At 70.7% G+C, this 25,826-nt stretch carries 26 protein-coding genes and 1 tRNA gene; 13 read left to right on the plus strand and 14 right to left on the minus strand.

The features are described from left to right. Positions 1-47: 47 nt before the first annotated feature. Positions 48-701 (minus strand): dienelactone hydrolase family protein, encoded by a 654-nt coding sequence (locus C1701_RS10050; protein WP_030104674.1) that lies wholly within the window; start codon positions 699-701, stop codon positions 48-50. A 213-nt stretch (positions 702-914) separates the two neighbouring features. Here C1701_RS10050 and hisC point away from each other — a divergent pair, with 213 nt between their 5' ends. Beyond that, entirely contained in the window at positions 915-1,985 is a 1,071-nt protein-coding gene (gene hisC, locus C1701_RS10055; RefSeq protein WP_030104675.1) for a histidinol-phosphate transaminase, read from the plus strand. Positions 1,986-2,074: 89 nt separating this feature from the next. Here the strand turns inward: hisC and C1701_RS10060 are convergent, their stop codons facing one another. The 5 genes from C1701_RS10060 to C1701_RS10080 form a co-directional block, all read right to left on the minus strand. Continuing rightward, positions 2,075-2,461 (minus strand): VOC family protein, encoded by a 387-nt coding sequence (locus C1701_RS10060; RefSeq protein WP_103055850.1) that lies wholly within the window; start codon positions 2,459-2,461, stop codon positions 2,075-2,077. 160 nt (positions 2,462-2,621) lie between these two features. Further along, positions 2,622-2,708 (minus strand) — tRNA-Ser (locus C1701_RS10065). 34 nt (positions 2,709-2,742) lie between these two features. After that, positions 2,743-3,219 carry a MarR family winged helix-turn-helix transcriptional regulator gene (locus C1701_RS10070; protein ID WP_051313509.1) on the minus strand — a complete coding sequence of 159 codons (477 nt, stop codon included), beginning with the start codon at positions 3,217-3,219 and terminating at the stop codon, positions 2,743-2,745. A 139-nt stretch (positions 3,220-3,358) separates the two neighbouring features. After that, the gene (locus C1701_RS10075; RefSeq protein WP_103055851.1) at positions 3,359-4,903 is read right to left on the minus strand and encodes a M28 family peptidase; all 1,545 of its coding nucleotides are present in this window, start codon (positions 4,901-4,903) and stop codon (positions 3,359-3,361) included. Positions 4,904-5,057: 154 nt separating this feature from the next. Continuing rightward, complete coding sequence (locus C1701_RS10080; protein ID WP_026417706.1) at positions 5,058-5,720, minus strand: GNAT family N-acetyltransferase; 663 nt, start codon at positions 5,718-5,720, stop codon at positions 5,058-5,060. 119 nt (positions 5,721-5,839) lie between these two features. On the opposite strand from C1701_RS10080, the gene C1701_RS10085 reads away from it, so the two are divergent. Beyond that, positions 5,840-6,826 carry an NAD(P)H-quinone oxidoreductase gene (locus tag C1701_RS10085; protein WP_026417707.1) on the plus strand — a complete coding sequence of 329 codons (987 nt, stop codon included), beginning with the start codon at positions 5,840-5,842 and terminating at the stop codon, positions 6,824-6,826. Positions 6,827-6,872: 46 nt separating this feature from the next. Here C1701_RS10085 and C1701_RS10090 read toward each other — a convergent pair whose 3' ends face one another. Continuing rightward, positions 6,873-7,526: a class I SAM-dependent methyltransferase gene (locus tag C1701_RS10090; RefSeq protein ID WP_026417708.1), complete on the minus strand. Its 654-nt coding sequence runs from the start codon at positions 7,524-7,526 to the stop codon at positions 6,873-6,875. A gap of 566 nt (positions 7,527-8,092) precedes the next feature. On the opposite strand from C1701_RS10090, the gene C1701_RS10095 reads away from it, so the two are divergent. The 5 genes from C1701_RS10095 to C1701_RS10115 all read left to right on the plus strand — a co-directional run bounded on the left by C1701_RS10095 (position 8,093) and on the right by C1701_RS10115 (position 11,986). Next, positions 8,093-8,683, plus strand: coding sequence for a bacterial proteasome activator family protein (locus C1701_RS10095; RefSeq protein ID WP_026417709.1), 591 nt, complete (start codon positions 8,093-8,095; stop codon positions 8,681-8,683). A gap of 181 nt (positions 8,684-8,864) precedes the next feature. Continuing rightward, entirely contained in the window at positions 8,865-9,728 is an 864-nt protein-coding gene (gene wzm, locus C1701_RS10100) for a galactan export ABC transporter permease subunit Wzm/RfbD (protein WP_155886037.1), read from the plus strand. Positions 9,729-9,805: 77 nt separating this feature from the next. After that, positions 9,806-10,627 (plus strand): galactan export ABC transporter ATP-binding subunit Wzt/RfbE, encoded by an 822-nt coding sequence (gene wzt, locus C1701_RS10105; protein ID WP_026417711.1) that lies wholly within the window; start codon positions 9,806-9,808, stop codon positions 10,625-10,627. Next, positions 10,624-11,553, plus strand: coding sequence for a galactofuranosyltransferase GlfT1 (gene glfT1 / locus C1701_RS10110; protein WP_051313511.1), 930 nt, complete (start codon positions 10,624-10,626; stop codon positions 11,551-11,553). The genes wzt and glfT1 overlap by 4 nt, the downstream gene beginning before the upstream one ends. Positions 11,554-11,734: 181 nt before the next feature. Continuing rightward, a complete protein-coding gene (locus C1701_RS10115; RefSeq protein WP_026417713.1) occupies positions 11,735-11,986 on the plus strand; it encodes a hypothetical protein in 252 nt (83 codons plus the stop codon). A 186-nt stretch (positions 11,987-12,172) separates the two neighbouring features. On the opposite strand, the gene C1701_RS10120 is transcribed toward C1701_RS10115, so the two are convergent. From C1701_RS10120 to lhgO, 3 genes are all read right to left on the minus strand, one after another. Next, on the minus strand, positions 12,173-14,116 hold the full coding sequence (locus C1701_RS10120) for a glycosyltransferase (protein WP_245588700.1): 1,944 nt from the start codon (positions 14,114-14,116) through the stop codon (positions 12,173-12,175). Positions 14,117-14,567: 451 nt separating this feature from the next. Next, positions 14,568-15,755, minus strand: coding sequence for a UDP-galactopyranose mutase (glf, locus tag C1701_RS10125; protein ID WP_026417715.1), 1,188 nt, complete (start codon positions 15,753-15,755; stop codon positions 14,568-14,570). Between the two features lie 56 nt (positions 15,756-15,811). Continuing rightward, positions 15,812-17,002, minus strand: a complete 1,191-nt coding sequence (gene lhgO / locus C1701_RS10130) for an L-2-hydroxyglutarate oxidase (RefSeq protein WP_026417716.1) — start codon at positions 17,000-17,002, stop codon at positions 15,812-15,814. A 153-nt stretch (positions 17,003-17,155) separates the two neighbouring features. Here lhgO and C1701_RS10135 point away from each other — a divergent pair, with 153 nt between their 5' ends. The 3 genes from C1701_RS10135 (at position 17,156) to C1701_RS10145 (ending at position 19,864) form a co-directional block, all read left to right on the plus strand. Next, positions 17,156-18,295, plus strand: a complete 1,140-nt coding sequence (locus tag C1701_RS10135; protein WP_051313513.1) for a DegT/DnrJ/EryC1/StrS family aminotransferase — start codon at positions 17,156-17,158, stop codon at positions 18,293-18,295. A 64-nt stretch (positions 18,296-18,359) separates the two neighbouring features. Next, complete coding sequence (locus C1701_RS10140; protein WP_026417718.1) at positions 18,360-19,295, plus strand: NAD-dependent epimerase/dehydratase family protein; 936 nt, start codon at positions 18,360-18,362, stop codon at positions 19,293-19,295. Further along, positions 19,295-19,864, plus strand: coding sequence for an acyltransferase (locus C1701_RS10145; RefSeq protein WP_026417719.1), 570 nt, complete (start codon positions 19,295-19,297; stop codon positions 19,862-19,864). The genes C1701_RS10140 and C1701_RS10145 overlap by 1 nt, the downstream gene beginning before the upstream one ends. Positions 19,865-19,925: 61 nt before the next feature. On the opposite strand, the gene C1701_RS10150 is transcribed toward C1701_RS10145, so the two are convergent. Together C1701_RS10150 and C1701_RS10155 are read right to left on the minus strand one after the other, a co-directional pair. Continuing rightward, positions 19,926-20,417: a hypothetical protein gene (locus tag C1701_RS10150; protein ID WP_026417720.1), complete on the minus strand. Its 492-nt coding sequence runs from the start codon at positions 20,415-20,417 to the stop codon at positions 19,926-19,928. A gap of 88 nt (positions 20,418-20,505) precedes the next feature. After that, positions 20,506-21,336 (minus strand): aldo/keto reductase, encoded by an 831-nt coding sequence (locus tag C1701_RS10155; protein ID WP_026417721.1) that lies wholly within the window; start codon positions 21,334-21,336, stop codon positions 20,506-20,508. Positions 21,337-21,562: 226 nt separating this feature from the next. Between C1701_RS10155 and C1701_RS10160 the strand changes: the two genes are divergently transcribed. Then, on the plus strand, positions 21,563-22,366 hold the full coding sequence (locus tag C1701_RS10160; protein ID WP_051313515.1) for an SAM-dependent methyltransferase: 804 nt from the start codon (positions 21,563-21,565) through the stop codon (positions 22,364-22,366). 55 nt (positions 22,367-22,421) lie between these two features. On the opposite strand, the gene C1701_RS10165 is transcribed toward C1701_RS10160, so the two are convergent. Continuing rightward, positions 22,422-23,396, minus strand: coding sequence for a Gfo/Idh/MocA family protein (locus C1701_RS10165; RefSeq protein WP_103055852.1), 975 nt, complete (start codon positions 23,394-23,396; stop codon positions 22,422-22,424). Beyond that, positions 23,393-24,499, minus strand: coding sequence for a DegT/DnrJ/EryC1/StrS family aminotransferase (locus C1701_RS10170; protein ID WP_026417723.1), 1,107 nt, complete (start codon positions 24,497-24,499; stop codon positions 23,393-23,395). The genes C1701_RS10165 and C1701_RS10170 overlap by 4 nt, the downstream gene beginning before the upstream one ends. 355 nt (positions 24,500-24,854) lie before the next feature. Between C1701_RS10170 and C1701_RS10175 the strand changes: the two genes are divergently transcribed. Together C1701_RS10175 and C1701_RS10180 are read left to right on the plus strand one after the other, a co-directional pair. Continuing rightward, positions 24,855-25,349: a UDP-N-acetylglucosamine acyltransferase gene (locus tag C1701_RS10175; RefSeq protein WP_308208858.1), complete on the plus strand. Its 495-nt coding sequence runs from the start codon at positions 24,855-24,857 to the stop codon at positions 25,347-25,349. A gap of 33 nt (positions 25,350-25,382) precedes the next feature. Beyond that, a complete protein-coding gene (locus C1701_RS10180) occupies positions 25,383-25,625 on the plus strand; it encodes an acyl carrier protein (RefSeq protein WP_026417725.1) in 243 nt (80 codons plus the stop codon). Positions 25,626-25,826 lie beyond the last annotated feature (201 nt).

The following is a 25,826-nucleotide window of genomic DNA, read 5'->3' on the forward strand; positions in this document are numbered from 1 at the left end:
CCGGGGAGTGACGGGATGGGTACCGCGCCGGGGCTTGGAGGGGGAGGTCAGCGCAGGTGCGCGTCGAACCAGGTCAAGGTGCGCTGCCACGCCTCGGACGCCGCGACCCCGTCCTGGTCGAACCGGTGTTCGGACTCCGGGTAGGTGACCACGTTCGCCACGGCGGAGGCGCTGTCCACCGCGTCGCGGAGCCGCACCAGGCCCTGGTCCGACTCGTCGTCACTCCCGTAGAGCGCGAGCCAGGGGCAGCTCAGCTCTGAGACGAGCTCGACGAGGGAGCGGCCGTCGTCCTCGTCGGGAAGGGTGACGGCGTCCGGCGCGACGCTCACGACCGCTCCCAGGCTCCGCTGCGTCGCCACCCGCAGTGCGGCCGTACCCCCGGCGCCGAAACCCAGCAACCCGAGTTGGTCGTCGCGCACCCCCCGGTCGACCAGCCAGACGCAGGCGGCGTCGGTGTCGGCGAGCAGCCGGTCACCCGTGCCGCCGTCGTGACCGCTCCGGTCTTCCCCCAGGTGCGGAGCCGCCACCAGCCACCCCTCCGCGGCCAGACCGACGGCGAGCTCGCGGAGCTGGTCGACGACCCCGCGTCTGCCGTGCAGGAGCACCAGGCCCCCGCGCACGGTGTTCTCGGGTTCCGCGACGGTCACCGTCAACTCCCTGCCGTCCGTGAGCGGAACTGTCTCGGTGCGGGTCTGCGTCATGGCTTCCAGCCAACCACGGCGGAGTGAACCCTCGTCAACACCAGGGTGCGGAGAGCGACAGAACAGGTTTACGCGGCTGGTGCAGTGACAACCGTCTCGTCTCCTGGGCATGATCCAGGGACGACATCGACGGGTACGGGAACCGGGCACTGGCCAGGGCACCCGTTCGAGTAATAGCGTGACACGGTTGGGCTAGCTGCGGAGGATTCGCGGATGACCGTACGGACGAGGGCTGACCTGGCCGACCTCCCGAACTACGTTCCGGGGCGCTCGGTGCCGGGGGCCGTCAAGTTGGCGAGCAACGAGGTCCCCGGCGGGCCCCTCCCCAGCGTGATCGAGGCGATCGCCTCCGCGTCGACACAGGTCAACAGGTACCCGGACAGCGGAGCTTCGCTGCTGGTCGACACGTTGTCCCGCCACCTGGACGTCGAGGCGGACCACCTCGCGATCGGCTGCGGGTCCGTGTCGCTGTGCCAGCAGCTGGTCCAGGCGACCTGCCAGGACGGCGACGAGGTCGTCTTCCCCTGGCGGTCCTTCGAGGCCTACCCGATCATCGTCCAGGTCGTGGGCGCGAGACAGGTACGAGTGCCACTTACGGAGAGTCACCGACTCGATCTCGCCGCCCTCGCCCAGGCGATCACGCCAGCCACCCGGTTGGTGTTCCTCTGCAACCCCAACAACCCGACCGGCACCGCCCTCGGCCGTGAGGAGATCGAGGACTTCCTGGACCGGGTCCCCGAACACGTCCTCGTCGTGCTCGACGAGGCCTACCGGGAGTTCGTCACCGATCCCGGAATACCGGACGGCATCGAGGTGGCGAGGCGACGCTTCGAGGCCGGGCGCGACAACGTGGCCGTGCTCCGGACCTTCTCCAAGGCCTACGGGCTCGCAGGTCTCCGGGTCGGCTACTGCTACGCGACCCCGTCGGTGGCGCAGGCCTTACGGAAGGTCTACCTCCCGTTCAGCGTGAACGCCGTCGCCCAGGCCGCCGCGGTCGCCTCCCTGGAGGCACGGGACGAGCTGCTCGTGCGGTGCGCCGAGATCTCCAGGGAGCGCGAACGGGTCCGCGACGGGCTGCTGGACCTGGGCTACGAGATCCCGCCCAGCCAGGCCAACTTCGTCTGGCTCCCGCTCGGCGAGGACACCGCGGCCTTCACCGAGCACTGCCTGGACCACAAGATCATCGTTCGGGGGTTCCCGGGCGAGGGAGTCAGGGTGACCATCGGCGACCGGGAGGAGAACGACCTCTTCCTGGTCGCGGCGACGAGCTACCTGGAGCACTGACCGCCGGGGCGGACCGGCCGCCGGCACCGCACCAACGGGGTACCGGCGAGTCCGTCGTGGCCCCGCGGCGGCTGGCCCACCCGACGTCCTCAGTCCGCGAGCAGGCAGAACTCGTTGCCCTCCGGGTCCGCGAACACCAGGAGGTCGTCGGCCTCCCGGACGAGGACCGCGCCGAGTCCCAGCAGGCGGTCGCGTTCGGAAGCGAGGTCCTCCGCCCAGAGGTCGAGGTGGACGCGGTTCTTGACGGCCTTGGGTTCGGGTACTCGTTGGCAGAAGACGCGGGGGGCGCCCGGTTCCGCCGGTTCCACGAGGACCAGCGGGTCGTCCTCCGGGTCCTCGATCCCCTCCGCCCGCAACCGGGTCAGCTCGGCCTCGTCGTAGGGAGCGACCTCGTACCCGGTCAGCGCCGCGGCCCAGAACCGGGCGAGGGAGGCGGGGTGGCGGCAGTCGAACACGATGTCGCGGAGAAGGGCCACGGGAGGACCTTAGGCGCACGCCCCGGCTGGGCGGGAATGGTTTTCCCGGGCCCACTGGGGAGGGAGCGGTGGCTCACGCGGCGACGTGGGAGGCGGCCAGGGGCCGACTCATCCGGGTGGTGGTCCTCCCGGCTCGGGGAAGACCACCCCACCACCGCGGCGGAAGCGGAGGGATTTGAACCCCCGGACCCTGTGACAGGTCTCCCGCTTTCAAGGCGGGTGCATTCGGCCGCTCTGCCACGCTTCCTCGTGCCCCAGCCTAGACGGCGCCTCGCGCCAGATCAGAGCTCCCCACCGAAATGGTCGGTGATCCGGGTGAACACCTTGCCCAGGACGGCCTGCTCCTCCTCGTCGAGGAGGTCGATCAGGTGGGCCCGCACGCCCGCGACGTGTGTCGGCGCGGCACTGCGCAGCAGGTCCATGCCCTGGTCGGTGAGCACCGCGAAGACGCCCCGACCGTCGCTTGGGCACTCCATGCGGCGGACGAGCCCGGCGTTCTCCATCCGGTTGATCTGGTGCGACACCCGACTCTTCGATGAGGCGACCTCCCCGGCGAGCTGACTCATCCGCATGCGGCGGTCCGGGCTCTGCGAGAGCCTGACCAGGATCTCGTAGTCGGGAAGCGTGATGTCCCGCGCTTCCTGGAGTTCCCGGTTCAGCTGGTAGGCCAACAGGGAGCTGCCGACGAAGTAGGCCCGCCACGCCCGTTCCTGCTCGCTGCTCAACCACCTGGGCTCGACCCGCGTTCCTGCGTCCACCCACCTAGGTTATTGGCTTCGACAGGGCGAACCGCCGGTTCCGTTCAGGCTCGCGCCGAATACACCCGGTGGTCGTAACAGTGTTGTGTCAGTGTCACCCCACCGGATGGTGAGCCGTCTCCTCCTCCGGAGGGGGAGGTCACCGCGACGCCAGCCGTCCCGTCCTCGGCAGCATCGGAGCGCCGTCCGCCAGCTGACCCGGCTCGGCGGCCTGACGCCGCGAGCCGGGCTCCCCGTTCACCTCCCGGGTGCTGAGCCCGTAGGCGGTGGCGACGTGGGCCGCCGTGCGGGCGTTGACCAGCAGGGCTCGGCGGTCGACGTTGTCGAGGTCGTCCTCGGGCTGGTGGTAGTGGGGGTCGTAGGCGTCCCCCGCCGTTCCGCCCCACTTCGCGGCCTGCTCCTCCGTCATCTCACCCTCGGCCCCGGTGAACAGCCCACCGGCCGGGATGCCCACCGCCACGAACTCCCGGTAGTCGGACCGGCCGTCGAACGCGGTGCCCTCGGCCTCGATCCCCTGTGCGGCGAGGTGGTCGACGAGTGCCCGCTCGATCTGGGCTGATCCGTGGGGTCCTGGCTCGGAGGAGCCGTCGGAACCGTCCCCGTCGTACACGAAGTAGCCGGGGTTGGGTGAGCCGATCATGTCGAGGTTCAGGTAGAGGGCGATGTCGAGCTGCTGCTCGGCGTCCAGCGACCGGACGTACTGGGTGGAACCGTGCAGCCCCAGCTCCTCCGCTCCCCACCAGGCGAACCGGATCGCGTTGTTCACTTCGGGGGCGGCGCCCAGCCGCAGCGCCGTCTCCAGCAGCGCCGCGCTTCCGGTGCCGTTGTCGCTGATGCCGGCGTACACGGCGTCGAGGTGGGCACCGACGACGACCACGTTGTCGGTGCGCCCGGTGCTGGTCTGGGCGAGGACGTTCCGGCTGGTGTCGACGGTCGCCTCCCCGACGAGTTCCAGCGTGGCCGGCGTCCCGGCGGCGTCGAACAGGGCGTCCCCGTCGGCAGGGTCGAGGCCGGCCACCGGGATGACGCCTGCGTCGGCGTCTCCCAGGGTGCCGTGCACCGGGCCCTCGGTGTTGTTGACCACGAGCAACGCGGCCGCGCCGGCATCGGCGGCCAGCCGTCCCTTCTCGGCGAAGGCGCACTCGCCGCGTCGGGCCACGGCGATCGCTCCGGTGACGTCCACCCCGACGAAGTCGGCCGGATCGCATCCGAGTTCACCCTCGGGTGGTAGCGGTACGAGGGGGCCGTCGAGCCCGCCCGCCGGCGTCGACGGCGAGTAGGTGAACATCTGGACGTCCAGCTCGGCCCCGGAGACGAGCAGGCGTTCGGCGTCGATCGTGAACCGTTCGTACTCGAACTCCGGAGTGGTGACGTCGAACCCAGCCTCCTCCAACCGGGCGACGACGTAGTCGACGCTCGCGTCGTAGCCGGGCTCACCGGCGGCGCGGGTCCCGCCGTGCCGGTCGGAGATGCGCTGGAAGGCGACGAGGTGCCGGTTGAGCCCGGTGAGCTCGATCGCCGAGGCGACCCGCTCGGGGAGATCAGCCCTCGGTGCGCCGGTCGCCCCGCCGGTGACCGGCTCGGTGTCGGCCACCGCGGGCAGGCCCACGACGGCCAGGCTCGCGGCCGCGGCGAGCCCGACGCCAGTCGTGGTGATCCGCCGCCGGGACGAGGACGTGGTCATGGTGCCTCCCAGGGAACGGGCACGGGCGGCTCCGGTCGGCCGGCCCCGCCGAGGGCTGGTGGCGGGTGTGCCGCCGCCCGGCCGCTGGCCACATGTGCGGGGAACCCGTGCCGACGAAGGTACCTCCCCTCGCGCACCCAGGGGATTCGAATCGTCACCCTGAGTGCTCCCAGCCGGTGAAGAAGTCGCGGCAGCGGTCCAGGCCGGCGACCTGGACGCGCCACTCGGGGCGGTGCGCGTCGAAGCCCTCCGCGCTCACGACGAACCGGCGGATCGTGGCGAGCTCACCCCGTCGCTCGACCTCCTGGGTCCCGTCCTCCCGGTACCCGAGGCGACGGCTGACCGCCGCCGAGACGGGGTTGTCCTCGAAGGCCCCGGTCCTGGCCAACCGGGCGCCGAGGTGGTCGAAGGCGAAGGACAGCACGGCGGCCCGTGCCTCGGTGCCCAGTCCACGGCCCTGGTGGCGGATCCCCAGCCAGGACCCGCTGACCACGGTCCGCACCACGGGGAAGTTCGCCGCCGCCAGCTGCTGCACTCCGACCACCGTTCCGTTCAGGCGGACGAGGAAGTTGATGGCCCAGGTGGTGGGGGTGACCTCGGCGCGTTGCCGCCAGTGGAACCGGACCGTGTTGACGCCCAGTTCGTGCGCGGGCACATCGGTCCAGGGCGTGGTGAAGGGCATTCGCTCGGGTGGGTGGATGCCCTGCCGCGCGAGTTCCACCAGTTCCCGCAGTCCCTCGTCGTCGTCCGGCCGGAGTTCGAGCCGGGGAGAGGTGAGGGCGAGGTCGCCCAAGGGCCAGGGGTTCTCTGTCGACATCGCACCATCCTTCCCGAGCCCGCGACCGCCCGGAACTCCTTCGCCGCTCAGCTCGTGATGCTGGACGACGCGCCGCCGTCAGCGCTGACGCGGACCCTCGGTGGCCGTACGGTTCTGTCATGCGAGCGATCACAGTGCGCGAGCCCGGCGGCCCGGAGGTGCTGCGGTGGGCACCGCTGCCCGATCCCAGGCCGGCGGAGGGCGAAGTCGTCGTCAACGTGACGGCGAGCGCGGTGAACCGGGCGGACCTCCTGCAACGGCAGGGGAGGTACCGCCCGCCCCGAGGCGCGTCCAACATCCTGGGTCTGGAGTGCTCGGGCACCGTCGCGGCGCTTGGCAGGGGCGTGACCGGCTGGCGGGTCGGGGACGAGGTGTGCGCGCTGCTGGCAGGTGGCGGTTACGCCGAGAAGGTGGCGGTGCCGGCCGAGCAGCTGATGCCGGTGCCGGGGGGAGTCGACCTGGTGACGGCGGCGGGGCTGCCGGAGGTGGCGTGCACCGTGTGGTCCAACCTCGTGGACGTGGCCCGGCTCGCCAAGGGCGAGGTGCTGCTGGTGCACGGCGGGGCGGGCGGGGTCGGGACCTTCGCGATCCAGCTCGGCCGGGCGCTCGGCGCGACGGTCGCGACGACGGCGGGCTCGGAGGAACGGTTGGCCCGCTGCCGTGAGCTCGGGGCCGAGATCCTGGTCAACCACCGCGAACAGGACTTCGTCGAGGAGGTGGCCCGGGCGACGGGCGGCCGGGGCGCGGATGTCGTGCTGGACAACATCGGGGCCAAGTACCTGGGGCGCAACATCGAGGTCCTGGCGGTGGGCGGCCGCCTGGTGGTGATCGGCATGCAGGGCGGGCGCCGAGCCGAGGTGGACCTGTCCGCGCTGCTGGCGAAGCGTGCGAGCGTGTCGGCGACGGCGTTGCGGGGGCGCCCGGTGACCGGCCCGGGAGGCAAGGCCGGCATCGTCGCCGACGTCGTCGCCAGGGTCTGGCCGCTCCTGGCGGATGGCACGATCCGCCCCGTGGTGCACGACCGGATCCCGATGGCCGAGGCCGGACGCGCCCACGAACTGCTCGACGGCGGGACCGTGGTCGGGAAGGTCCTGCTGACGGTCTGAACCGGCGCCGCGCCCGGTTCAGACCGTCAGGGCCCGCCGCCGCGGCTCACACGGTGAGTGTCGCGGCGGCGAGCCCGCTCATCCCGTCGCGGGTGAACCGCAACCCGAACTCGGTCGTCCAGTGCCGGATCACCGCCTGTTCCCCGGCGCGGTCGGCGTCGTCCAGGAGCACCACCGCTCCCGGGGCCAGCGCGTTTCGCACGACGGGCAGCACCGGGTACCGGATCAGCCCGGAGTCCGGTCCCCCGCCGTGGGGACCGTCGACCAGCACCAGGTCGATCAGGCCGTTGCGGTCCACGTACCGCGTCACCATCTCGAAGACCTGCCCCGGTTCGTACCAGGGCAGATCGTCGACCGAGCCGGGATGCGCGGCCAGCGGGGCGTGCACCACCCTCGCCACCTCGGTGAGCCCCTCGCGCCGCAGCTGGGTGGTGACGAAGGCGGCGCGTTCGCCGTCGTCCTCCAGGGAGAGCAACCGTCCGAAGCCCCTCCGGGCGAGGAAGCGGGCGATCACCACCGACGCCCACCCGCAGCCGCACTCCAGGAGGACGCTGCGGTCGCCCAGCACCACCTCGTCCAGCACCCGGACGAGCGCGGCGGCACGCAACGAACCGGCGGGGAAGGGCAGGTACTCGGTCAGCAGCGGCGTGAGCCGCAGCCAGGCGCCGAGCTCGGCGTGGGACCGTTCGCTCTCCTCCACCTCGCCCGGCCCTCCCGCGCGCTGGTGGGGTCGCCACCGCCGTCGCACCCGCCCGCGACCCCATCACCATCCGTGAGCACAGGGTAGCGAAGTGGTTCCGGCGGGGCCCCGGTCTCATCACCCGGCTGACCGGTCGGAGGCGGAGGACGACACGCAGTCAGCGGAACACGGGCCCCTGACCCATCCGGTGGGCGGCGGCGAGGTTGTCCTGGGCTCCGCGACGTCCCACACGAGCTGTTGGAACCTCGAGCACCCTCGCGAGGACCGGGTCGTTCCGGCTCTGACCAGGTCCGCGACGGGGCGGGCCACCGGAGCGCGGGGCGGGGACGGCGGAGGTATCCGCGCGGGAACTCATCCGCCCGCTGGGGCGTCACGAGTACCAGCCAGCGCGAGCGGGAGACGGTTCGCGGAGCCGAGCGACGTCGGAGGCCGCGCCAACGCCGTACGTACGGTGGAGGGCCCGGGGTCCCGGGGTCGTCGTCCGGTCCCGGTCCGGGTACCCGACCCGGAGGATGGCGGGTGGGCCCGGCTCGTCCCGGGCCAGTCGACAGCGCGAGGATGGATCCATGAGTCACGAGACCGACGAGAACTCCGGCGAGTACCAGGACGAGTCCCGCGACCAGCGGGCGGCCCCTGGTCGGCAGGTGGTGATCTTCGGCGAGGACGGTGTCCCCATCGGCACCGCGCAGGTGCCGGAGGGAGCCGAGGACGCCGGGGGCGGCGAGGACGTCAACGACCTGGTCGAACAGCCCGCCAAGGTGATGCGCATCGGCACGATGATCAAGCAGCTGTTGGAGGAGGTCCGGGCCGCTCCGCTCGACGAGGCCAGCCGGAACAGGCTTCGGGAGATCCACACCTCCTCGATCAAGGAGTTGGAGCAGGGCCTCGCGCCGGAACTGGTGGAGGAGCTGGAGCGGCTGTCCCTGCCCTTCACCGAGGGGAGGACACCGACGGACGCGGAGCTGCGGATCGCGCAGGCCCAGTTGGTCGGATGGTTGGAAGGGCTCTTCCACGGCATCCAGACGGCGTTGTTCGCCCAGCACATGGCCGTGCAGGCACAGCTCCAGCAGATGCGTCGCGGCGCGTTGCCCCCGGGGACCAAGGTCACCGATCCGGGTGAACAGAGTCCGCTGCGGGGGACCGGCCAGTACCTCTGAGCGTCGTGTCCGCCTCGCGGTGCCGCACCGGGCGGCACCGCGAGGAACACCACGTCGTGGGGGCGGTCACGCCACGTGACACCCTCCCCCACCTGGGGCGGAAGGCTTCACCGCTTACGGTGAGGGCCAGACCGCGAACCAGCGAGTAAGCCGTTCAGGTGCCGCCGGTACGCTGCACTTCGTGCAGGTAAGCAGCACCCTCGATGAGGCGAATCCCACAACCGCGAACTCCTCCCGTACGTGGAGCCGCGCGTTCCAGGACATCGCCCAGGCAGCCAGGCAGCGCAACCTGTGGGGTTACCTGGGTTGGCAGGACATCAAGCAGGGCTATCGCCGTTCGGTGATCGGCCCGCTGTGGATCACGATCAGCACGGGCGTGATGACGCTCGCGCTGGGCATCCTGTTCGGTGGTCTGTTCGGCAACCCGCTCCACGAGTTCCTGCCCTACGTGGCCGTCGGACTGATCTGCTGGACCTTCATCTCGAACTGCATCAACGAGGGCGCGCAGGTCTTCATCGCGAACGAGGGCCTCATCAAGCACCTCCCCGCGCCGGTGACGACGCACGTGTTCCGGCTGGTGTGGCGGCAGACCCTGTTCTTCGCCCACAACCTGCTGATCTACGTCATCATCTTCGCGATCTTCCCGCAGCCGGTGGACCTGTCGCTGCTGCTGGTGGTCCCGGCGCTGGCGCTGCTCGTCGTCAACGCGGGGTGGGCCTCACTGCTGGTGGGCATCATCAGCACGCGGTTCCGGGACATCCCACCGATCACGGGCAACATCGTCCAGCTGCTCTTCTACCTGACGCCGATCGTCTGGAGCTACGAGACGCTCATCAACAGCGAGAGCGCCGTGGTCCGCGAGCGCGCGGTGCTGGCCCAGCTCAACCCGTTCATGCACTTCATCGAGATGGTCCGGCGCCCGATGCTCGGTCTGGAGACGAACCTGACCAACTGGCTCGTGGTGGGCGCCATCACGGTCGTGGGCTGGGCCGTCGCGCTGCTCATGCTCCGCAACTACCGAGCCAGGGTGTCCTACTGGGTCTAGGCGCACACTGGAGCCAGCTCCCCGTGCCCCGGACACCGCCAACGATTCCACCCCCGCCCCGAGTGAGGCCTTGACACGTGGTCAGCATTGACGTTTGGAACGCATCGGTCGACTTCCCGATCTTCGACGCGAAGTCCCGATCGCTGAAGAAGGCCGTGCTCAACAAGGCGGGCGGCAAGATCGGCACCGACAGCAAGGTGCCGGTCATCGAGGCGTTGCGGGACATCAACATCTCGGTCGCGCACGGCGACCGGGTCGGGTTGGTCGGCCACAACGGCGCCGGCAAGTCGACGCTGCTGCGGTTGCTCTCCGGGATCTACGAGCCGACCAGGGGCCACTCCAGGATCGTCGGCAAGGTGGCCCCGGTCTTCGACCTCGGTGTCGGTCTCGACCCGGAGATGAACGGCATCGAGAACATCATGATCCGGGGTCTGTTCCTGGGGATGACCAGGAAGCAGATGGAGTCACGGGTCGACGAGATCGCCGAGTTCACCGAACTGGGCGACTACCTGTCGATGCCGTTGCGGACCTACTCGACGGGTATGCGGGTTCGGCTGGCGTTGGGTGTGGTCACCTCGATCGACCCGGAGATCCTGCTCCTGGACGAGGGCATCGGCGCCGTCGACGCGTCCTTCCTGGCGAAGGCGAGAGACCGGCTCAACGACCTGGTCAAACGCTCCGGCCTGCTGGTGTTCGCCTCGCACGCGGACGAGATGCTGATGGAGCTGTGCACGAAGGCGATCTGGATGGACAAGGGCCAGGTCCGGATGCAGGGCCCGATCAGGGATGTCCTCACCGCGTACAAGGGGCGGGACCCGTACGAGCACATGAGCCAGGAAGCCATGGAGAGGCTCGGCCACGGCTCGCCCGCCTCCGCTCCCGCGGGTGAGGGCGCGTGAGCACCGCATCCGGACGCCGGGGAGGCGAGGACGTGACCCTGCCCGAGGGCGCCGTGGTGGCCGTGATCGTCACCCGACACCGCCGGGAACTCCTGACCGACTCGCTGAAGGTCATCGCCGCGCAGACGAGGCAGGTCGACCACCTCATCGTGGTGGACAACGGGCCGGACCAGTCGGCGGCCGACGTGGTCGCGGGTTGTCCGATCCCCACGACGTACCTGCTGTCCCAGCGCAATCTCGGCGGGGCCGGCGGTTTCGCCCTGGGCATGTTGCACGCGTTGTCCCTCGGGGCGGAGTGGATCTGGCTGGGTGACGACGACGGCCGCCCGGCCGACGAGAACGCCCTGGAGATCCTCCTCGACGAGGCGGAGCGGCGACGTCTGGCCGTGGTCTCGCCGGTGGTGGTGAACATCGACCGCCCCGAGCTGCTCGCCTTCCCGATGCGGCGGGGGCTGACCTGGAAGCGGGAGCGCGACGAACTGGGTGAGGACTTCCTCCCGGGGATCGCCTCGTTCTTCAACGGCGCCTTGTTCCGCGCCAGCACCCTGGACGTCGTCGGGGTACCGGACTACCGGATGTTCTTCCGGGGCGACGAGGTGGAGATCCACCGCCGGGTGGCACGGTCGGGGCTGCGTTTCGGAACGTCGCTCCGCACCACCTTCGTCCACCCGGACGGATCGGCCGAGTTCAAGCCGATGTTGGGTGGGCGGCTGCACGCCCAGGATCCCGAGGACCCGATCAAGCGATACTACACCTACCGGAACCGCGGTTACCTGCTCTCCAAGCCGGGGATGCGCAAACTCGGCCTCCTGGAGGTGTTCCGGTTCGGCCTGTACTTCCTCGGTGTCCGGCGGGACCCGAAGGCCTTCGTGAAGTGGCTGAGGCTGGTGCGCCAGGGTCAGCAGGAGCGCTTCTTCCGCGCCTGAGGGCCGCGCGGACGACCGTGTCGGGTGGGTCCGCCCCGGGTTCCCCGAGGACGGGCTCAACCTCACCGTGGGCTGGGCGCGCCGGGGCCGGGTAGGGCCCCGGTTCGGCGGTGGGTGAACACCGGTACGCCGTCGGTGAACCGTCTCGCGAGCGGTGTGGCGACGGGCTTGGATGGTGCCCATGAGCACCGAACAACACGCCCTCACCCTGCACCTGGTCGCGGGTGGCAGCCCGATCGTCCTCGCCGTCGACCACTCGACCTCGGAGAGCCTGTCCGGTGACCTGGAGAGCCTGGTCCGGGACGGTGACACCACGAGCATCGACCTCGCCGACGGCGGGAGGATGGTCGTCGACTTCTCGACGGTGGCCACCGCGCACCTGAGCGAACTGCGCCACAGCGTGGCCGCCTACGGGCAACGAGCCAGGCGCTGAGCGGACCTCCGCCCGCGTTCCGGCGCAGGACTACCGGTGCGCGCCGCGGTGGTCCGGCCGGCGGGAGACCCGGTGCGGGAGCCCGGCGGTCATCCTGGAGGTGAGCACACGACGAACGCCCCCGCCGGATCGCGTTGGTCCGGCGGGGGCGTTCGGTCACCGTTGGCGGGGATCCTCCGGGGGGATTCAGCCGCCGTAGAAGACCTTCTTCCAGGCGTCCTTGCTGGTCAGGGTCGGCATCGCCTTCCGGTACTGCTTGCGGAGCTTCGGGAACTGCCGCAGCAGGGTGATGTTGTTCCGCACCGAGGTCCGCAGCGTCCGCCAGAAGTACTCGCGGTCCCGGCGGCGGAACGTCACGCCTCGGCCGTCCGCGGTCGCCACCGTCGCGCTGTCCAGCCTCGCGAGCAGGAACCACTGGGCGTCCCGACCGGCCAGGTTGAGTTCCGGGCGGTCCCGGTGCTGCGGCTTGACCGGCAACAGGTTCCGCAACAGCACCTCGACCAGCGCCTTGCCGATGCTCAGCGGGTTGGTCGGGGGCCGCATGAAGCGTTCCGCGCGGACCTGGGACATCGACGGCAGCGGCAGGGTCCGCGCGGTGGGCAGCACCCGGCCGTCGTCGAACTGCGCCCGACGCTCCCGCACCTTGCCCAGCGCGGTGGGCAGGGTGTCGAACAGCTCGTCGGGTCCGCGCAGGAAGTCCTCGATGGCCATCTGCTGGAGGGCGACGGCCGAGTACTCCATCCGCAGCAGGTAGCGCAGGGAGCGCTTCTGCATGTCCTTGATCATGGTCGTCGCCCGCCGTTCCGGGTGGTACAGGGCGGCGGTGATCAGGCGGTTGCGGGTGTGGAAGTAGGCCTGCCAGTCGGTGAGGTCGTCCTTCTCGCCCCAGGACATGTGCCAGACGGCGATCCCGGGCACCGTCGCCGTCGGGTACCCGGCGTGGCTGGCGCGCAGCCCGTACTCGGTGTCGTCCCACTTGATGAAGATGGGCAGGGGCAGGCCGATCTCCTCCGCGACCGAACGGGGGATCATGCACATCCACCACGCGTTGTAGTCGACGTCGGTCCGGCGGTGGAAGACCGGGCTCTCCCGGAGGGACTCCTCGGCGAAGTCGTGGTCCTCGACGGAGCCCGGCGCGGGCCGCCACATGAACTTGGCGCGGTCCATGACCTCGCCCATCGAGTGCAGCCGGGACCGCGCCTGGAGGTTGAGCATCTGCCCGCCGACCAGCGTCGGGTGCTCGGTGAAGCGGGAGAACGCGATCGCCCGGAGCACCGAGTCGGTCTCCAGCACGATGTCGTCGTCCATGAACAGGATCTGCTCGCAGTCGGTGGCGGTCAGGGCCTCGTACATGCCCCGCGCGAAACCGCCGCTACCGCCGAGGTTGCCCTGCTCGTACAGGCGCAGCTTGTCGCCGAGCGCGCGCTCCGCCTCGGGGAAGGCCTCCGCCTCGCGGACCTTGTCCTTGCCCTGGTCGGCGACGACGATGGCGGTCACCGCGTCCATCAGCAGCGGGTCCTCGGCGATCGTGCGCAGCGTGGCGACGCAGTCGTCGCGGCGCATCGTGGTGATCCCGATCGACACCGAGGCGCGGCTGGGTGCCGGCGTGGGCGAGAACCAGCCGCCCTGGCTCAGCACGACCTCGTTCTGGTCGGTGGTGATGTCGAACCAGTACCAGCCGCCGTCCTCGAACGGGCCGAGGTCGAAGGACTGGTTGACCTCGCCGCCGTCCCGGACGACGTCACCCCACACGTGGATGCGGGTGCCGTTGGCGCGGGAGCGGTAGACGTCGATGCGGCAACCGCCTTCGACGCGCAGCCGGAGCTCGACGGTCTCCAGCGTGGTCCACCGCCGCCAGTAGCTGGCCGGGAAGGCGTTGAAGTACGTGGCGAAGGAGACCTCGGACTGGGCCGGGATGGTGCCCGACGTCCTGGACAGCGACCGGGTGCGGTGCTGGTTCGTCTCGTCCTCGTCCATGTAGAGGGTCCGCACGTCCAGCGGATCACCGAGGCGCGGGAACAGGATGCGCTGGAGCAGGGCGCCGCTCTGGGGCGCTGGCTGCTCCAGGGTGCCCACCGCCGCCTGTTGGGTGGGTTCCACGGCTTTCTTGGCTGCTGTCTTGGGGGGCATTGGAGAGTCGGTCCTCCGTCGAGTGGCCGTTGGTCGTGTCTTCAGGTTCGCGTCCGGCGGTGGGGAGGGACTGCCGTGACCACCCGGGCCGTGGCCCGCCTCCGGCTGATCGACCGGCGGCGGTGTTCGTCGTCACACTCCGGTCGCGCTGCCCGGTCGGCAACGCGCCCACCCGAACGCTCCGACGGGCTGCCACCCCCGCCGGTCACTCCGGGCGACGGACTCCTCACCCGACACAGTCCCTCGGCCCGACTGACACCTGGCGCTTGACAGAAATCTCACCCGAAACCGGGTTTCCACTGTCCGGCACCGTCAATTCATGGCTCTCAATATAGCTACCGCCGGGTACCGCGCTCGCTGTGGGCACACCCGACTGGGTGGCAGCGTGTCGCGACGGTACCCGGCGGCGACTCGGGTCGCACCCATTCCAGGGCGGCCCGGACGTTTCCCGTCAGTCCTCCATCGAGCCGTCCAGAGAACGACCGTCGGCGAAGAACGGGGCGATCTTGTTGTCGTACATGCTCAGCGCGGAACCGATCGCCATGTGCATGTCGAGGTATTTGTAGGTGCCGAGCCGGCCGCCGAACAGCACCTTGCGCTCCTTGGCCTCCCGCTTGGCCAATTCCCGGTACTTCTCCAGCTTGGCGCGGTCCTCGGCGGTGTTAATCGGGTAGTACGGCTCGTCGTCGTCCTCGGCGAATCGGGAGTACTCCTTCACCACGACCGTTTTGTCGGTTGGGTAGTCCCGCTCCGGGTGGAAGTGCCGGAATTCGTGGATCCTGGTGTAGGGCACCTCCTCCTCGGCGTAGTTCATCACCGAGGTGCCCTGGAAGTCACCGACCGGGAGTACTTCCTGGGTGAAGTCGAGGGTCCGCCAGCTGAGGTGCCCCTCCGCGTAACCGAAGTACCGGTCCAGGGCTCCCGTGTAGACGACCGGAACGCCTTCCGGAAGCTGGTCGCGAACGTCGAAGAAGTCGACGTTCAGCCTGACGTCGATGTTCTCGTGCTCCGCCATCTTCTCCAACCACGCGGTGTAGCCGTCGACCGGCAGCCCCTCGTAGGTGTCGTTGAAGTAGCGGTTGTTGAAGTTGTAACGGACGGGCAGCCGGGTGACGGTTGCCCCCGGGAGCTCCTTGGGGTCGGTCTGCCACTGTTTCGCTGTGTAACCGCGGAAGAACGCTTCGTACAGGGGCCGGCCGACGAGGGAGATCGCCTTCTCCTCGAAGTTCCGGGCGGCCGCGGAGTCGATCTCACCGGCCTGCTCGGCCACCAGCGCCCTGGCCTCGTCCGGCGTCATGTACTTGCCGAAGTACTCACAGATCGTCGCCAGGTTGACCGGCATCGGGTAAACGCGGTCCTGGTAGATCGTGAAGACCCGGTGCTGGTAGTCGGTGAAGTCGGTGAACTGGTTGACGTACTCCCAGACCCGCTTGTTGGAGGTGTGGAACAGATGCGCTCCGTAGCGGTGCACCTCGATACCGGTTTCCGGTTCGGCCTCCGAATAGGCGTTTCCGCCGATATGCGGGCGCCGGTCCAGCACCAGCACTCGGCGGCCCAGCTGGCTGGCGGTCCGCTCGGCCACCGTGAGCCCGAAGAAACCGGAGCCAACAACGATCAGGTCATAACCCTCGAAGTCCACGGAAAACGAGGGTACCTGTCACGAGGCGCAACAATGCGGCGGGTGGAGGTTCGCGGTCAATTCAACACGGAGCTCACACGGTCGGCGACGCGGGTGGCGATCTCGAGGGCGCTCGTGGCCGCCGGCGAGGGGGCGTTCAGCACGTGCACCTGCCGGGGCACGAGCTCGATGAGGAAGTCGTCGACCAGCCGTCCGTCCGCCAGCACGGCCTGGGCCCGCACCCCGGCCGGAGCGCGGACGATGTCCGCCGGGCCGATGTCGGGGACCAGGCGGGCCAGGTCCGCCGCGAACCGCGCCCGGGAGAGCGACCGCAGGGTCTCGGTGATCCCGGTCCGGACGTGCCGGCGGGCCAGGCCCCAGGTCCCCGGGAACCGGATCACCTCGACCAGGTCGCGGGCGGAGGCGTCACGCCACCGGTAACCCTCCCTGCGCAGGGCCAGCACCGCGTTCGGGCCGGCGTGGACGGAACCGTCCAGCATCCGGGTCAGGTGCACACCGAGGAAGGGCAGCTCCGGGTTCGGGACCGGGTACACCAGCCCCGTGACGAGGTGGCGCCGGTCGGGCCGCAACTCGTAGTACTCCCCCCGGAAGGGCAGGATGCGGGCCCTGGGCCGCACCCCGGCGAGATCGGCGATCCGGTCGCTGTGCAGGCCGGCGCAGTTCACGAGCGCGTCGGCCCGCACCACGCCGGTCCCGGTGGCCACCTCCACCCGTCCCGGCGCGCGGCGCACGGCCAACGCCTCCGTCCCCAGCCGCAGGTCGGCCTCGTGCCGGGTGAGTTCCTCGACCATCGCCGCGCAGACGCCCGTGAAGTCGACGACGCCGGTCGACTCCACCCGGAGGGCGGCGACGCACCGCACGGCCGGCTCGTGCTCCCTCGCCTCGTCCGGTCCGATCGCCCGCGCCGGCACCCCGTTGGCCTCGGCCCGGGCCGCCAGGTCCCGCAATCGGCCGGTCTCCGCCTCGTCGGTGGCGACGACGAGCTTCCCGCACACCGACACCGGGACGCCGTGCTCCCGGGCGTAGGCGGCCATCGAGGCGTTACCGGCCACGCACATCCTGGCCTTCTCGCTGCCCGGTCGGTAGTAGAGGCCGGCGTGCAGCACCCCGCTGTTGTGGCCGGTCTGGTGGCGGGCCCAGCCGTTCTCCTTCTCCAGGACGGTCACGTGGTGGCCCCGGACTACCCGGAGTTCCCTGGCCACCGCGAGGCCGACCACCCCGCCGCCGATCACGGTCACGTGGGCCATCGCTCATCCCCTCCACCCGGCTGCGCACCCCGGCCGGCCACGGGTCCCCGTCACGTCACCCCGCGACAACCGTGCTGGTCACGGGCTTCCGCTCCCCGGGCCGACCGGCCGCACCCGACTTATACTCGCTTCGGTCGAGGAAAGCGGGGTGCCATGCCCGACAACATCGACGACATCGCCCTCGGTCAGCCGACCGTGGGCGAACCGGAGCTCGCGGCCATCGCCGAGGTCTTCCGGTCCGGCTGGTTGGCCGGGGCGGGACCGGCGTGCGCGCGTTTCGAGGAACGCTTCGCGGCGGTGGCCGGGACCACGCACGCACTGGCCACCTCGAACTGCGGTGCCGCCCTCAACCTGGCGATGCTGGTGCTCGACGTGCGGCCCGGCGACGAGGTGGTGGTGGCGGACTACACGTTCCCGGCCACCGCGCACGCGGTCGCCCAGGCCGGGGCCACCCCGGTGTTCGCCGATGTCCGGCCCGACACCCTCACCCTCGACGCGGCCGCCGCCCTGGCCGCCGTCGGCCCGAGGACGGTAGGCATCGTCGCGGTGGACGTCGCCGGGCAGCCCGCCGACTACGACGCGCTCCGGGCGGTCGCGGACCGGCACGGTCTCTTCCTCGTCGAGGACGCGGCGTGCGCGGCCGGCGCCCGCTACCGGGGTCGGCCGGCCGGCTCACTGGCTGATCTGGCCACCTTCAGCTTCCACGGCCGCAAGGGCATCACCTCGGGCGAGGGGGGCGCGCTGACCAGTGATCGAGGCGACCTCGTCGACCGGGCGAGGACGCTGCACACCTACGGGGTGGCGCCGGCCCTGACCCGGGAGGGGGCTGTGGACCTGCCCATCCCCTCCTTCACCGAACTGGGGCACAACTACCGGCTGTCCGACGTCCAGGCGGCGATCATGGGGGTCCAGCTGGACCGGCTCCCCGCCCTGCTGGACGCGCGCCGGCGCGTCGCCGAGCGCTACCAGGAGCTGCTCAAGGACCTCGACGAGATCACGTTGCCGGTGACCGGTGCCGACCGGGAACACCCGTGGCAGGCGTACCTGGTCACCGTGGATCCGTCGGTCTCCCGCGACCGGCTGGCGTTCGCCCTGCGGTCGGCGGGCGTCCAGACGACGATCGGCACCTACGCCTGCCATCTCCAGCCCGTCTACGGGTCTGACCGGGAGTGCCCGGTGTCCGCGGACCTCTTCCGGCGCCAGCTCGCGCTCCCGATGCACGCGAACCTGACCGACGAGCAGGTGGACCGGGTCGCCTCGGCGGTGCGGGAGGGGATCGCCGGGCTCGGGTGAGAGGTGGCGGGTCAACGGCGGGGCCGCGGGTCGACCAGGCCCGTGGGAGGACAGGGAGGCGAGGATGACGGCTGGCACGGTGTTCTTCACGGGTGGCGCGGGCTTCATCGGCATGCACGTGCTGCCCCTCCTGCTCGACCGGGGCTACCGGGTTCGGCTCTTCGACAACATGAGCCGAGGGGACCGCGCCCGGGTGGAGGAGCTGACCGCCACCGGACAGGTGGAACTGGTCGAGAAGGACGTCCGGTACGGCGGGGCGGTTCGCGAGGCCGTCCGGGGGTGTTCGCACGTCATCCACTTCGCGACGGTGTCGATCAACAAGTCGACGGCCGACCCGCACGAGAGCATCGACATCAACATGGTCGGCAACAACAACGTCTTCGCGGCGGCCGCCGACGAGGGGGTGCGCCGGCTCGTGTTCGCCTCCACCGCCTCGGTGTACGGGGACCCGAGCCGCCTCCCGATGCACGAGGACGACCCCCTGGACCCGCTGACGCCCTACTGCATCAGCAAACGCGCCGGGGAGGACCTGCTCCGCTTCTACGAACGCCGGCAGGGCCTGTCCTGGAACGCGCTGCGCTTCTTCAACGTGTACGGCCCTGGCCAGCGCATCGAGGCCTACTACACCTCGGTGATCAACCACTTCCTGGACCGGCTGACGAACGGGCTGCCGCCCGTCATCGACGGGCGGGGCGAGCAGTCGATGGACTTCGTCCACGTCACGGACCTGGCCCGCGCGGTGGTCGCCGCGCTGGAGAGCGAACGCGCCGGCCTGCCGATCAACATCGGGACGGGCATCGACACCACGATCGCGCAGCTGGCGAAGATCCTGATCGACGCGGTCGGCGCTGAGGTCGAGCCGAGGTTCAACCCCCGGGACGTCCTGGTGTCGCGCCGGGCGGCCGACATCCGGCGGGCCAGGGAGGTCCTGGGCTGGGAGCCGGCCGTCTCCGTGCGGGAGGGGATGACCGCGCTGGTCGACGCCAGGTTGGGCCGCTGATGTTCCTCGACGACGAGCGCAGCAGGCGCCTGCGGCCCGGGATCCTCACGGACCTCGTGGGCCAGTACATGAACGACAGCGAACGGGCCCGGCTGCTCGGACTCCCCCCCAGCACGCGGATCAGGGAGCGGGCCAAGGTCGTCAGCCCCGAGCGGCTCGTCCTGGGCGACCACTGCTGGATCGGTGAGGGTGCCGTCCTGGACGCGAGCGGTGGGCTGGAGATCGGCGAGCACACCAGCATCGGGCTGAACACGTTGATCTTCACCCACTCCAGCTGGTTGGCGAACATGATGCTGGAGAACCACAGCGGTTCCGACCTCATCGAACGCAAGCCGGTGCGGATCGGCCGGGGTTGCTTCATCGGGGGGCTCTGCTTCGTGATGCCCGGCGTGGTGATCGGGGACTTCGTGACGGTGCAGCCGCTGTCCGTGGTGGCCAGGGACCTGCCGGACCGGAGTCTCGCCGCCGGGAACCCCGCCAGGGTGTTCCAGCGCTACGACGAGGAGCACGTCCGGGCCGAGGCCGAACGGGTCCGAGGTGGGGGCGGGGCGGACCGGCGGGAGCCGTGAGGACGGCGCTGGCCGACGCGCGCGGGTCGAGGCCGGCTCACTAGCAGCCGATGCCAGCGGCTCACGGGACGACTCCCAGGTAGAGGTCGTGGAAGACCCCGGGGGTCGCGGCGATGACGCCGAAGCGGAGTACCCGGCCCAGCACTGCGGGCGGGAGGAGCACCCGCAACGGGAGCCGGATGGCGCCGGCCGCCGGGACCAGCAAGGTGAAGGGCGGCAGGCCGACCGTGGAACTGCCGAGGACGACGGCGGCGCAGGTCCACGGCCGCTGGGCGGAGAGGATCTCCAGCCTCCGGACCAGGCCGGTGAGCCTGGTACCCAGGGCGGAGCGGGGATCGCGGAGCCAGGGCAGCGCGACGGCGCCGCGCGCCGCCGCGTAGTGCACCAGCTTGCCGGCGAGCTGTCCGGACGCGATCGAGAGGGCCAGCCCCCACCAGGGGAGCTCGGGGCGGGTGACCGCCATCCCGACCAGGTAGAGCTCCACGCTGAAGATCGGAGCCAGCGAGCCGAGGAAGGCCACTCCGGCCACCAAGACGAACCAGGGAAGCTCCACCGAGCCACCCTAGTGGGGGCACCGGTCCGGAGTCCTCGTCATGGGCGGCTCCGGACCGGGCGGCCTTGTCACCGGTTCGGTGGCTGGCTCAGCCGTTGAAGGTCGCCGGGTCGAGGCCCAGGACCCTGGTCCCCGAGTCCAGCGGCGCGAGGGACTCGACGTCCTCCGGGTCGAGGTGGAAGTCGAACAGGTCGAAGTTCTCCTCGATCCGGGACGGGGTGACCGACTTGGGGATGACGACGTTGCCGATGTCGAGGTGCCAGCGCAGGATGACCTGCGCCGGGGTCCGCCCGTGCTTCTCGGCGAGTCGGGTGACCACCGGGTCGGCGAGGACCTCGCCCTGGGCCAGCGGGCTCCAGGCCTCGGTGAGGATGCCGTGTTCCGCGTGGAAAGCCCGCAGTTCCGGTTGTTGCAGCTTGGGGTGCAGCTCGACCTGGTTGATCGAGGGGACGAGTTCCGTCTCGTCGAACAGGCGCTTCAGGTGGTCGATGGTGAAGTTGGAGACGCCGATCGCGCGGACGCGGCCCTCCCCGTAGAGGCGTTCGAACGCCTTCCAGGTCTCGACGTACAGGTCCCGGCCGGGCAACGGCCAGTGGATGAGGTACAGGTCCAGGTAGTCGAGGCCGAGCTCGGTCATGCTGGCGTCGAAGGCGCGCAGGGTCGAGTCGTAGCCCTGTTCGGCGTTGAGGAGCTTCGTGGTGACGAAGACGTCCTCCCTGGGCAGCCCGGACTCGGCGACCGCCTGCCCGACTCCGCTCTCGTTGCTGTAGGCCTTGGCGGTGTCGATGCTCCGGTACCCGGTGCGGAGCGCCGTCGCGACCGTCTGCCTGGCCTCCTCCGGCGGAACCTGGAACACCCCGAAGCCGAGCTGGGGGATCTCCACGCCGTTGTTCAGGGTGAGGTTGGGAACCTTGCTCATGGGCTGTTCGGCCTCCGGTCTTCGTGTGGTGCCGTCGGGGCTATGGGTACCCGACCGCGAGGGTGACCGGGAGGCAACGTGCCTCACCTCACCGGCCGGGCGCAAGACCGTCCTCACCGGATCGGGTGAGTTCTCCGAGCCCACACCTGCGGGTATCGCCGGGGCGGGCCCGGGCGGGTGGCCGTGAGGTGGCCGGAGTTGGCCTCGCCTGCTATCCAGCCGAGATATGTCGAGAGACCGAGAACCGGCGGAACCGCCGGGGGACCCGTACTCGGTGACGGCCGAGTTCTACGACCTGCTCCACCTCGACGGCTACCGGGAGTGGGCGCGGACGTGGCTCGCCACGTCCGCGCGGCGCGCGCGGCTCGGCGTGCTGGAGGTGGGCTCGGGGACCGGGGCGATGACCTGGGTGCTGGCCGAGGAGTCGGAGGTCCCCGTGCACGCGGTGGAGCCGTCACGGGCGATGAGGGCCGTGCTGATGGGGCGCCTCGCCACCGCCTCGGACCGGGTGCGGAGCCGCGTTCGGGTGCACCCCCACCCGCTGGGGGCGGCCGGCCTGGCCGGCGTCGCCGACCTGGCGGTGTGCGTGAACCTGGCCGCGGGGCTGCCGCCCGCGGAGCGGGAGGACGCGCTCTGGCCGGCGGTGGCACGGGCCCTCGTCCCGGGCGGGCTGCTGGTGGTGGACAGCCCTCGGCGTGGTTCTCCAGCCGCCGAGGAGTGGCCCCTGCCCTCGACACGGCTGGGTCCGGACGTCTACACGGGAACCGTGCGGTGCGCGCCGGGCGACCGGGCGGGGCCGGACCGCTGGACGTTCCGGTACCAGGTGCTCGGGGAGCGCGGGACGCTCCGGGAGGAGACGGAGACGTTCCCGACCTGGCCGTTGGACCCGGAGGTGCTGGACCAGGAACTCCGGGTCGCGGGCTTCCTCCCGGCTGGGACGGCGGGTGGGTGGGACCCGGAGGTGCCGGCGATGACCTCGGAGGTCGACGCCGCCTCCGCGTGGCGTCCCGAGCTGTGGCGTCGCCGATGACCCGGCCGTCCCCGGCGGCGCCGGCCGAACGCGGGCCGCGCGGCCGGGCTCCGGGTCAGCGCACGGAGGCTCCCCGCAGCACCTCGGCGACCACGCGGTGCGCCGGCAGGATGGCGGCGCGTTCGTCGGCGGCGTCCACCCGCCCCGCCATGAGGTCGAGGAACCGGTCGAGCTGCGCGGCGAGGGGTTCGCGCCCGCTGACCAGCTCGGGCACCTCGATCACGCTCTGCTGCCGGTAACCGCGCCCGTCGGGGGTCGCGGCGTCCAGCGACACGTGCCGGTAGATGGTGACGTCCCGCCGGAGCAGGTCGGCCTCGATCAACCGGTTCAGCTCGCGGATCACCAGCGTGCGCACCTTGCGCTGGCCGATCCTGCTGGCGGAGACGGCGGACAGCGCGCCGTCGGCGAACCCGAGCAACGCCTCGACGACGTCCTCCGCTCCCGGTTCGGAGCTGTCGTGGAAGCGTCCCGCACGGCCGAGCACCGTGTGGGGGGCCGTGCCGCCGAAGGCTCGGATGACCAGGTCCACGTCGTGGACCAGGAGGTCCCAGCCGACCCCGGTCCTGATCCTCGGCGCGTAGGGCGAGTGCCGGGTGGCGCTGACGTGGACCGGGTCGTCGACCAGCGAGAGCGCGGTCATGGCTGTCGGGTTGTACCGCTCCAGCAGCCCGCACATCAGGGGGACGTCGCGTTGGGCGGCGAGTGCGACGACCTCCTCGCTGCCTGCGAGGTTGTCGCACACGGGCTTCTCGACCAGCAGCGGGACATCCTGTTCCAGGACCTGCCTGGCGAGCTTGTGGTGGGTCTCGGTCGCGGAGGCGATGACGACCCCGTCGACGTCGCCCAGCTCACCGAGCTCGGGCAGCCACCTGGCGCCGCACTGTTCCGCGAGGGGAGTGCCGACCGCCTCCCTCGGGTCGACGACCACCACCAGGTCACAGCGTTCGGACTGGCTGAGCACGCGGGCGTGCAGGGTTCCCATCGCACCGGCGCCGACCAGGGCGATCCGTGCTCTCGGCTCCGGCGTCATCCTCCGAGCACCCCCCGGACCGCCGCGACGATCTCGTCGAGGTCGTCGGCGGTGAGTTTGGGGTGGACCGGGAGGGACAGCGCCCGCCTCGCCACCGAGCGGGCGACGGGGAAGTCCTCGGGGCTGACCCGAGGCACCCCGGGGTGGTCGCGGTAGCAGTCGTAGTCGAACACCAGCCGGGGGTAGTAGATGCCGGTGCCGACGCCGGCCTCCCCGAGCCTGGCGGCGAGTTCGTCGCGGTCGACCGCGGCGTCGTCGTCGAGCAGGACGGTGTACTGGTGCCAGACGTGGGTGCGACCGTCCACGACGGCGGGCAGGCGCAGCCCGGGAATCCCGGTGAGGCCCTTGGAGAGGGTCTCCGCGTTGCGTTGCCGGCTGTCGATGAGCTGGGCGAGCCGGCCGAGCTGGGGCAGGCCCACGGCCGCGTGCACGTCGGTCATCCGGTAGTTGTGCCCGGCGACCTCGTACTGGTAGCGCTGCCGCATCCCCTGGTTGCGCAACACCCGGAGCCGTTCGGCGAGCTGGTCGTCCTCGGTGGTGATGACACCGCCCTCGGCGGTCGTCACGTTCTTCGTCGCGTACAGCGAGAAGCAGCCGAGCCCGAAGGAACCCACCGGTCGGCCGTCGACCGTGGCCCCGAGGGCCTGTGCCGCGTCCTCGACCAGGGCCAGCCCCCTCGACGTGGCGAGCGCGCCGAGCCGGTGGACGTCAGCCGGTTGGCCGTAGAGGTGCACGGGCATCAGCGCGGTGGTGCGGGGGCCGACGGCGGCGGCCGCCGCCTCGGGGCAGAGGCAGTAGTCGGCGTCGCCGATGTCGGCGAACCGGGCGGTCGCGCCCGCCTCCAGGATCGCGTTGAGGGTCGCGACGAAGGTGAAGGGGGAGGTGACGACCTCGTCGCCGGGCCGCAGACCGAGCACCTCCAGCGAGGCGACCAACGCGGTCGTCCCGCTGTTGACCGCGATCGCGTGCGGCACGCCGGCGGCGTGGGCGAAGGACTCCTCGAAACGCTCGACCATCGGCCCCTGCGCGATCAGCCCGGAGCGGAGAACGGAGCTGACCAGAGGCTCGGCGTCCTGGACGTCGATGGCGGTAATGGGGATCATGCGGCCGCCTTTCGGTTCCACAGATCATTTCCCGCATTGCGGTAGGGTGATCTTCCGACCAATTCCCGGTGCGCAGGATCACCGTACTCGCCACCGTGTCCCGGTCGCCCGCCAAACAGCGGGACGACTACCCGGTAACACCGCGACGGAAAGGGTGTTCGTGGCAAACAGGATTCATCCGAGCTCCGCCGTGTCCCCCGAGGTCGAGCTCGGCGAGGACAACGTCATAGGCCCCTTTTGCGTGATAACCGGACCCACTCGTATAGGCGATGGGAACTGGATCGGACCACACTCCGTCATCGGAACTCCCGCCGAATACCGGTCCGGGCCACACCCGATCGGCTGGGAAGGCGAGATGGCTGGTGGCGGGCTGGTGATCGGCGACCGGAACGTCGTGCGGGAGTTCACCACGATCAACCAGGGCACCGCCACACCAACCCGGGTGGGCGACGAGTGCTATCTCATGAGCGGCGTCCACCTCGGGCACGACAGCACCGTCGGGAACCGGGTGACCCTCGCCTCCACGGTCCAGGTCGCCGGGCACTGCGTGGTCTGGGACGAGGCCAACCTGGGCATGGGCGCGCTGCTGCACCAGCGGTCCGAGGTCGGGCCGGGGGCGATGGTGGGGATGGGCGCCGTCGTGCGGCGGACGGTCGGGGCCTTCACCATCGCAGTGGGCGATCCGGCCAGGACGACCGGGATCAACGAGATCGGACTGCGCAGGCAGGGCTGCGGCGACACCGCCGTCGAGGCACTGGCCCCCCTCCTCAGGGGAACCGGACCACTCCCTGCCGACGGACTGCCCACCCGGCTCGCCGACCTGCTCAGGAGCTGGGTGGACCGGGAGTAGCGCGACGCGGCAACCGACGAGGGGGCGCAGGACATGACGCTTGTCGAACGGCTTCGCGGGGTGTTCGTCCAGGCACTGGACCTGGGCCAGGACGTCGAGGTCGAGAAGTTGGAGTACCGGGGGGTCGACGCGTGGGACTCCGTGGGTCACATGACGCTCGTCGCGGCGGTCGAGGACGAGTTCGACGTCCAACTGGACACCGACCAGGTGATCGACATGAGCAGTTTCAAGGTCGCCGCCGACATGCTCAAGAACCTGGGCGTCCCCGAAGGCTGATCGCGCACCGACGAATCACCGAACAGCGAATCGGGAACCCTCCGACGGAGGGAGATCGGCTTTTCCGGATCGTGCCTTCCGACGCGGAACCGGTACCGCACGTCGTCGCGCCGGCGGTGGAATCGACGGCGGCGCGAATTCGACGGGCGGAATCCCGCGACGCTCGTAGTCTGACGTCAGAGCAGTGCGGTCCTGACGGAA

Source organism: Actinoalloteichus sp. AHMU CJ021, from assembly GCF_002895405.1.
In the GTDB taxonomy this organism is placed as follows: domain Bacteria; phylum Actinomycetota; class Actinomycetes; order Mycobacteriales; family Pseudonocardiaceae; genus Actinoalloteichus_B; species Actinoalloteichus_B caeruleus.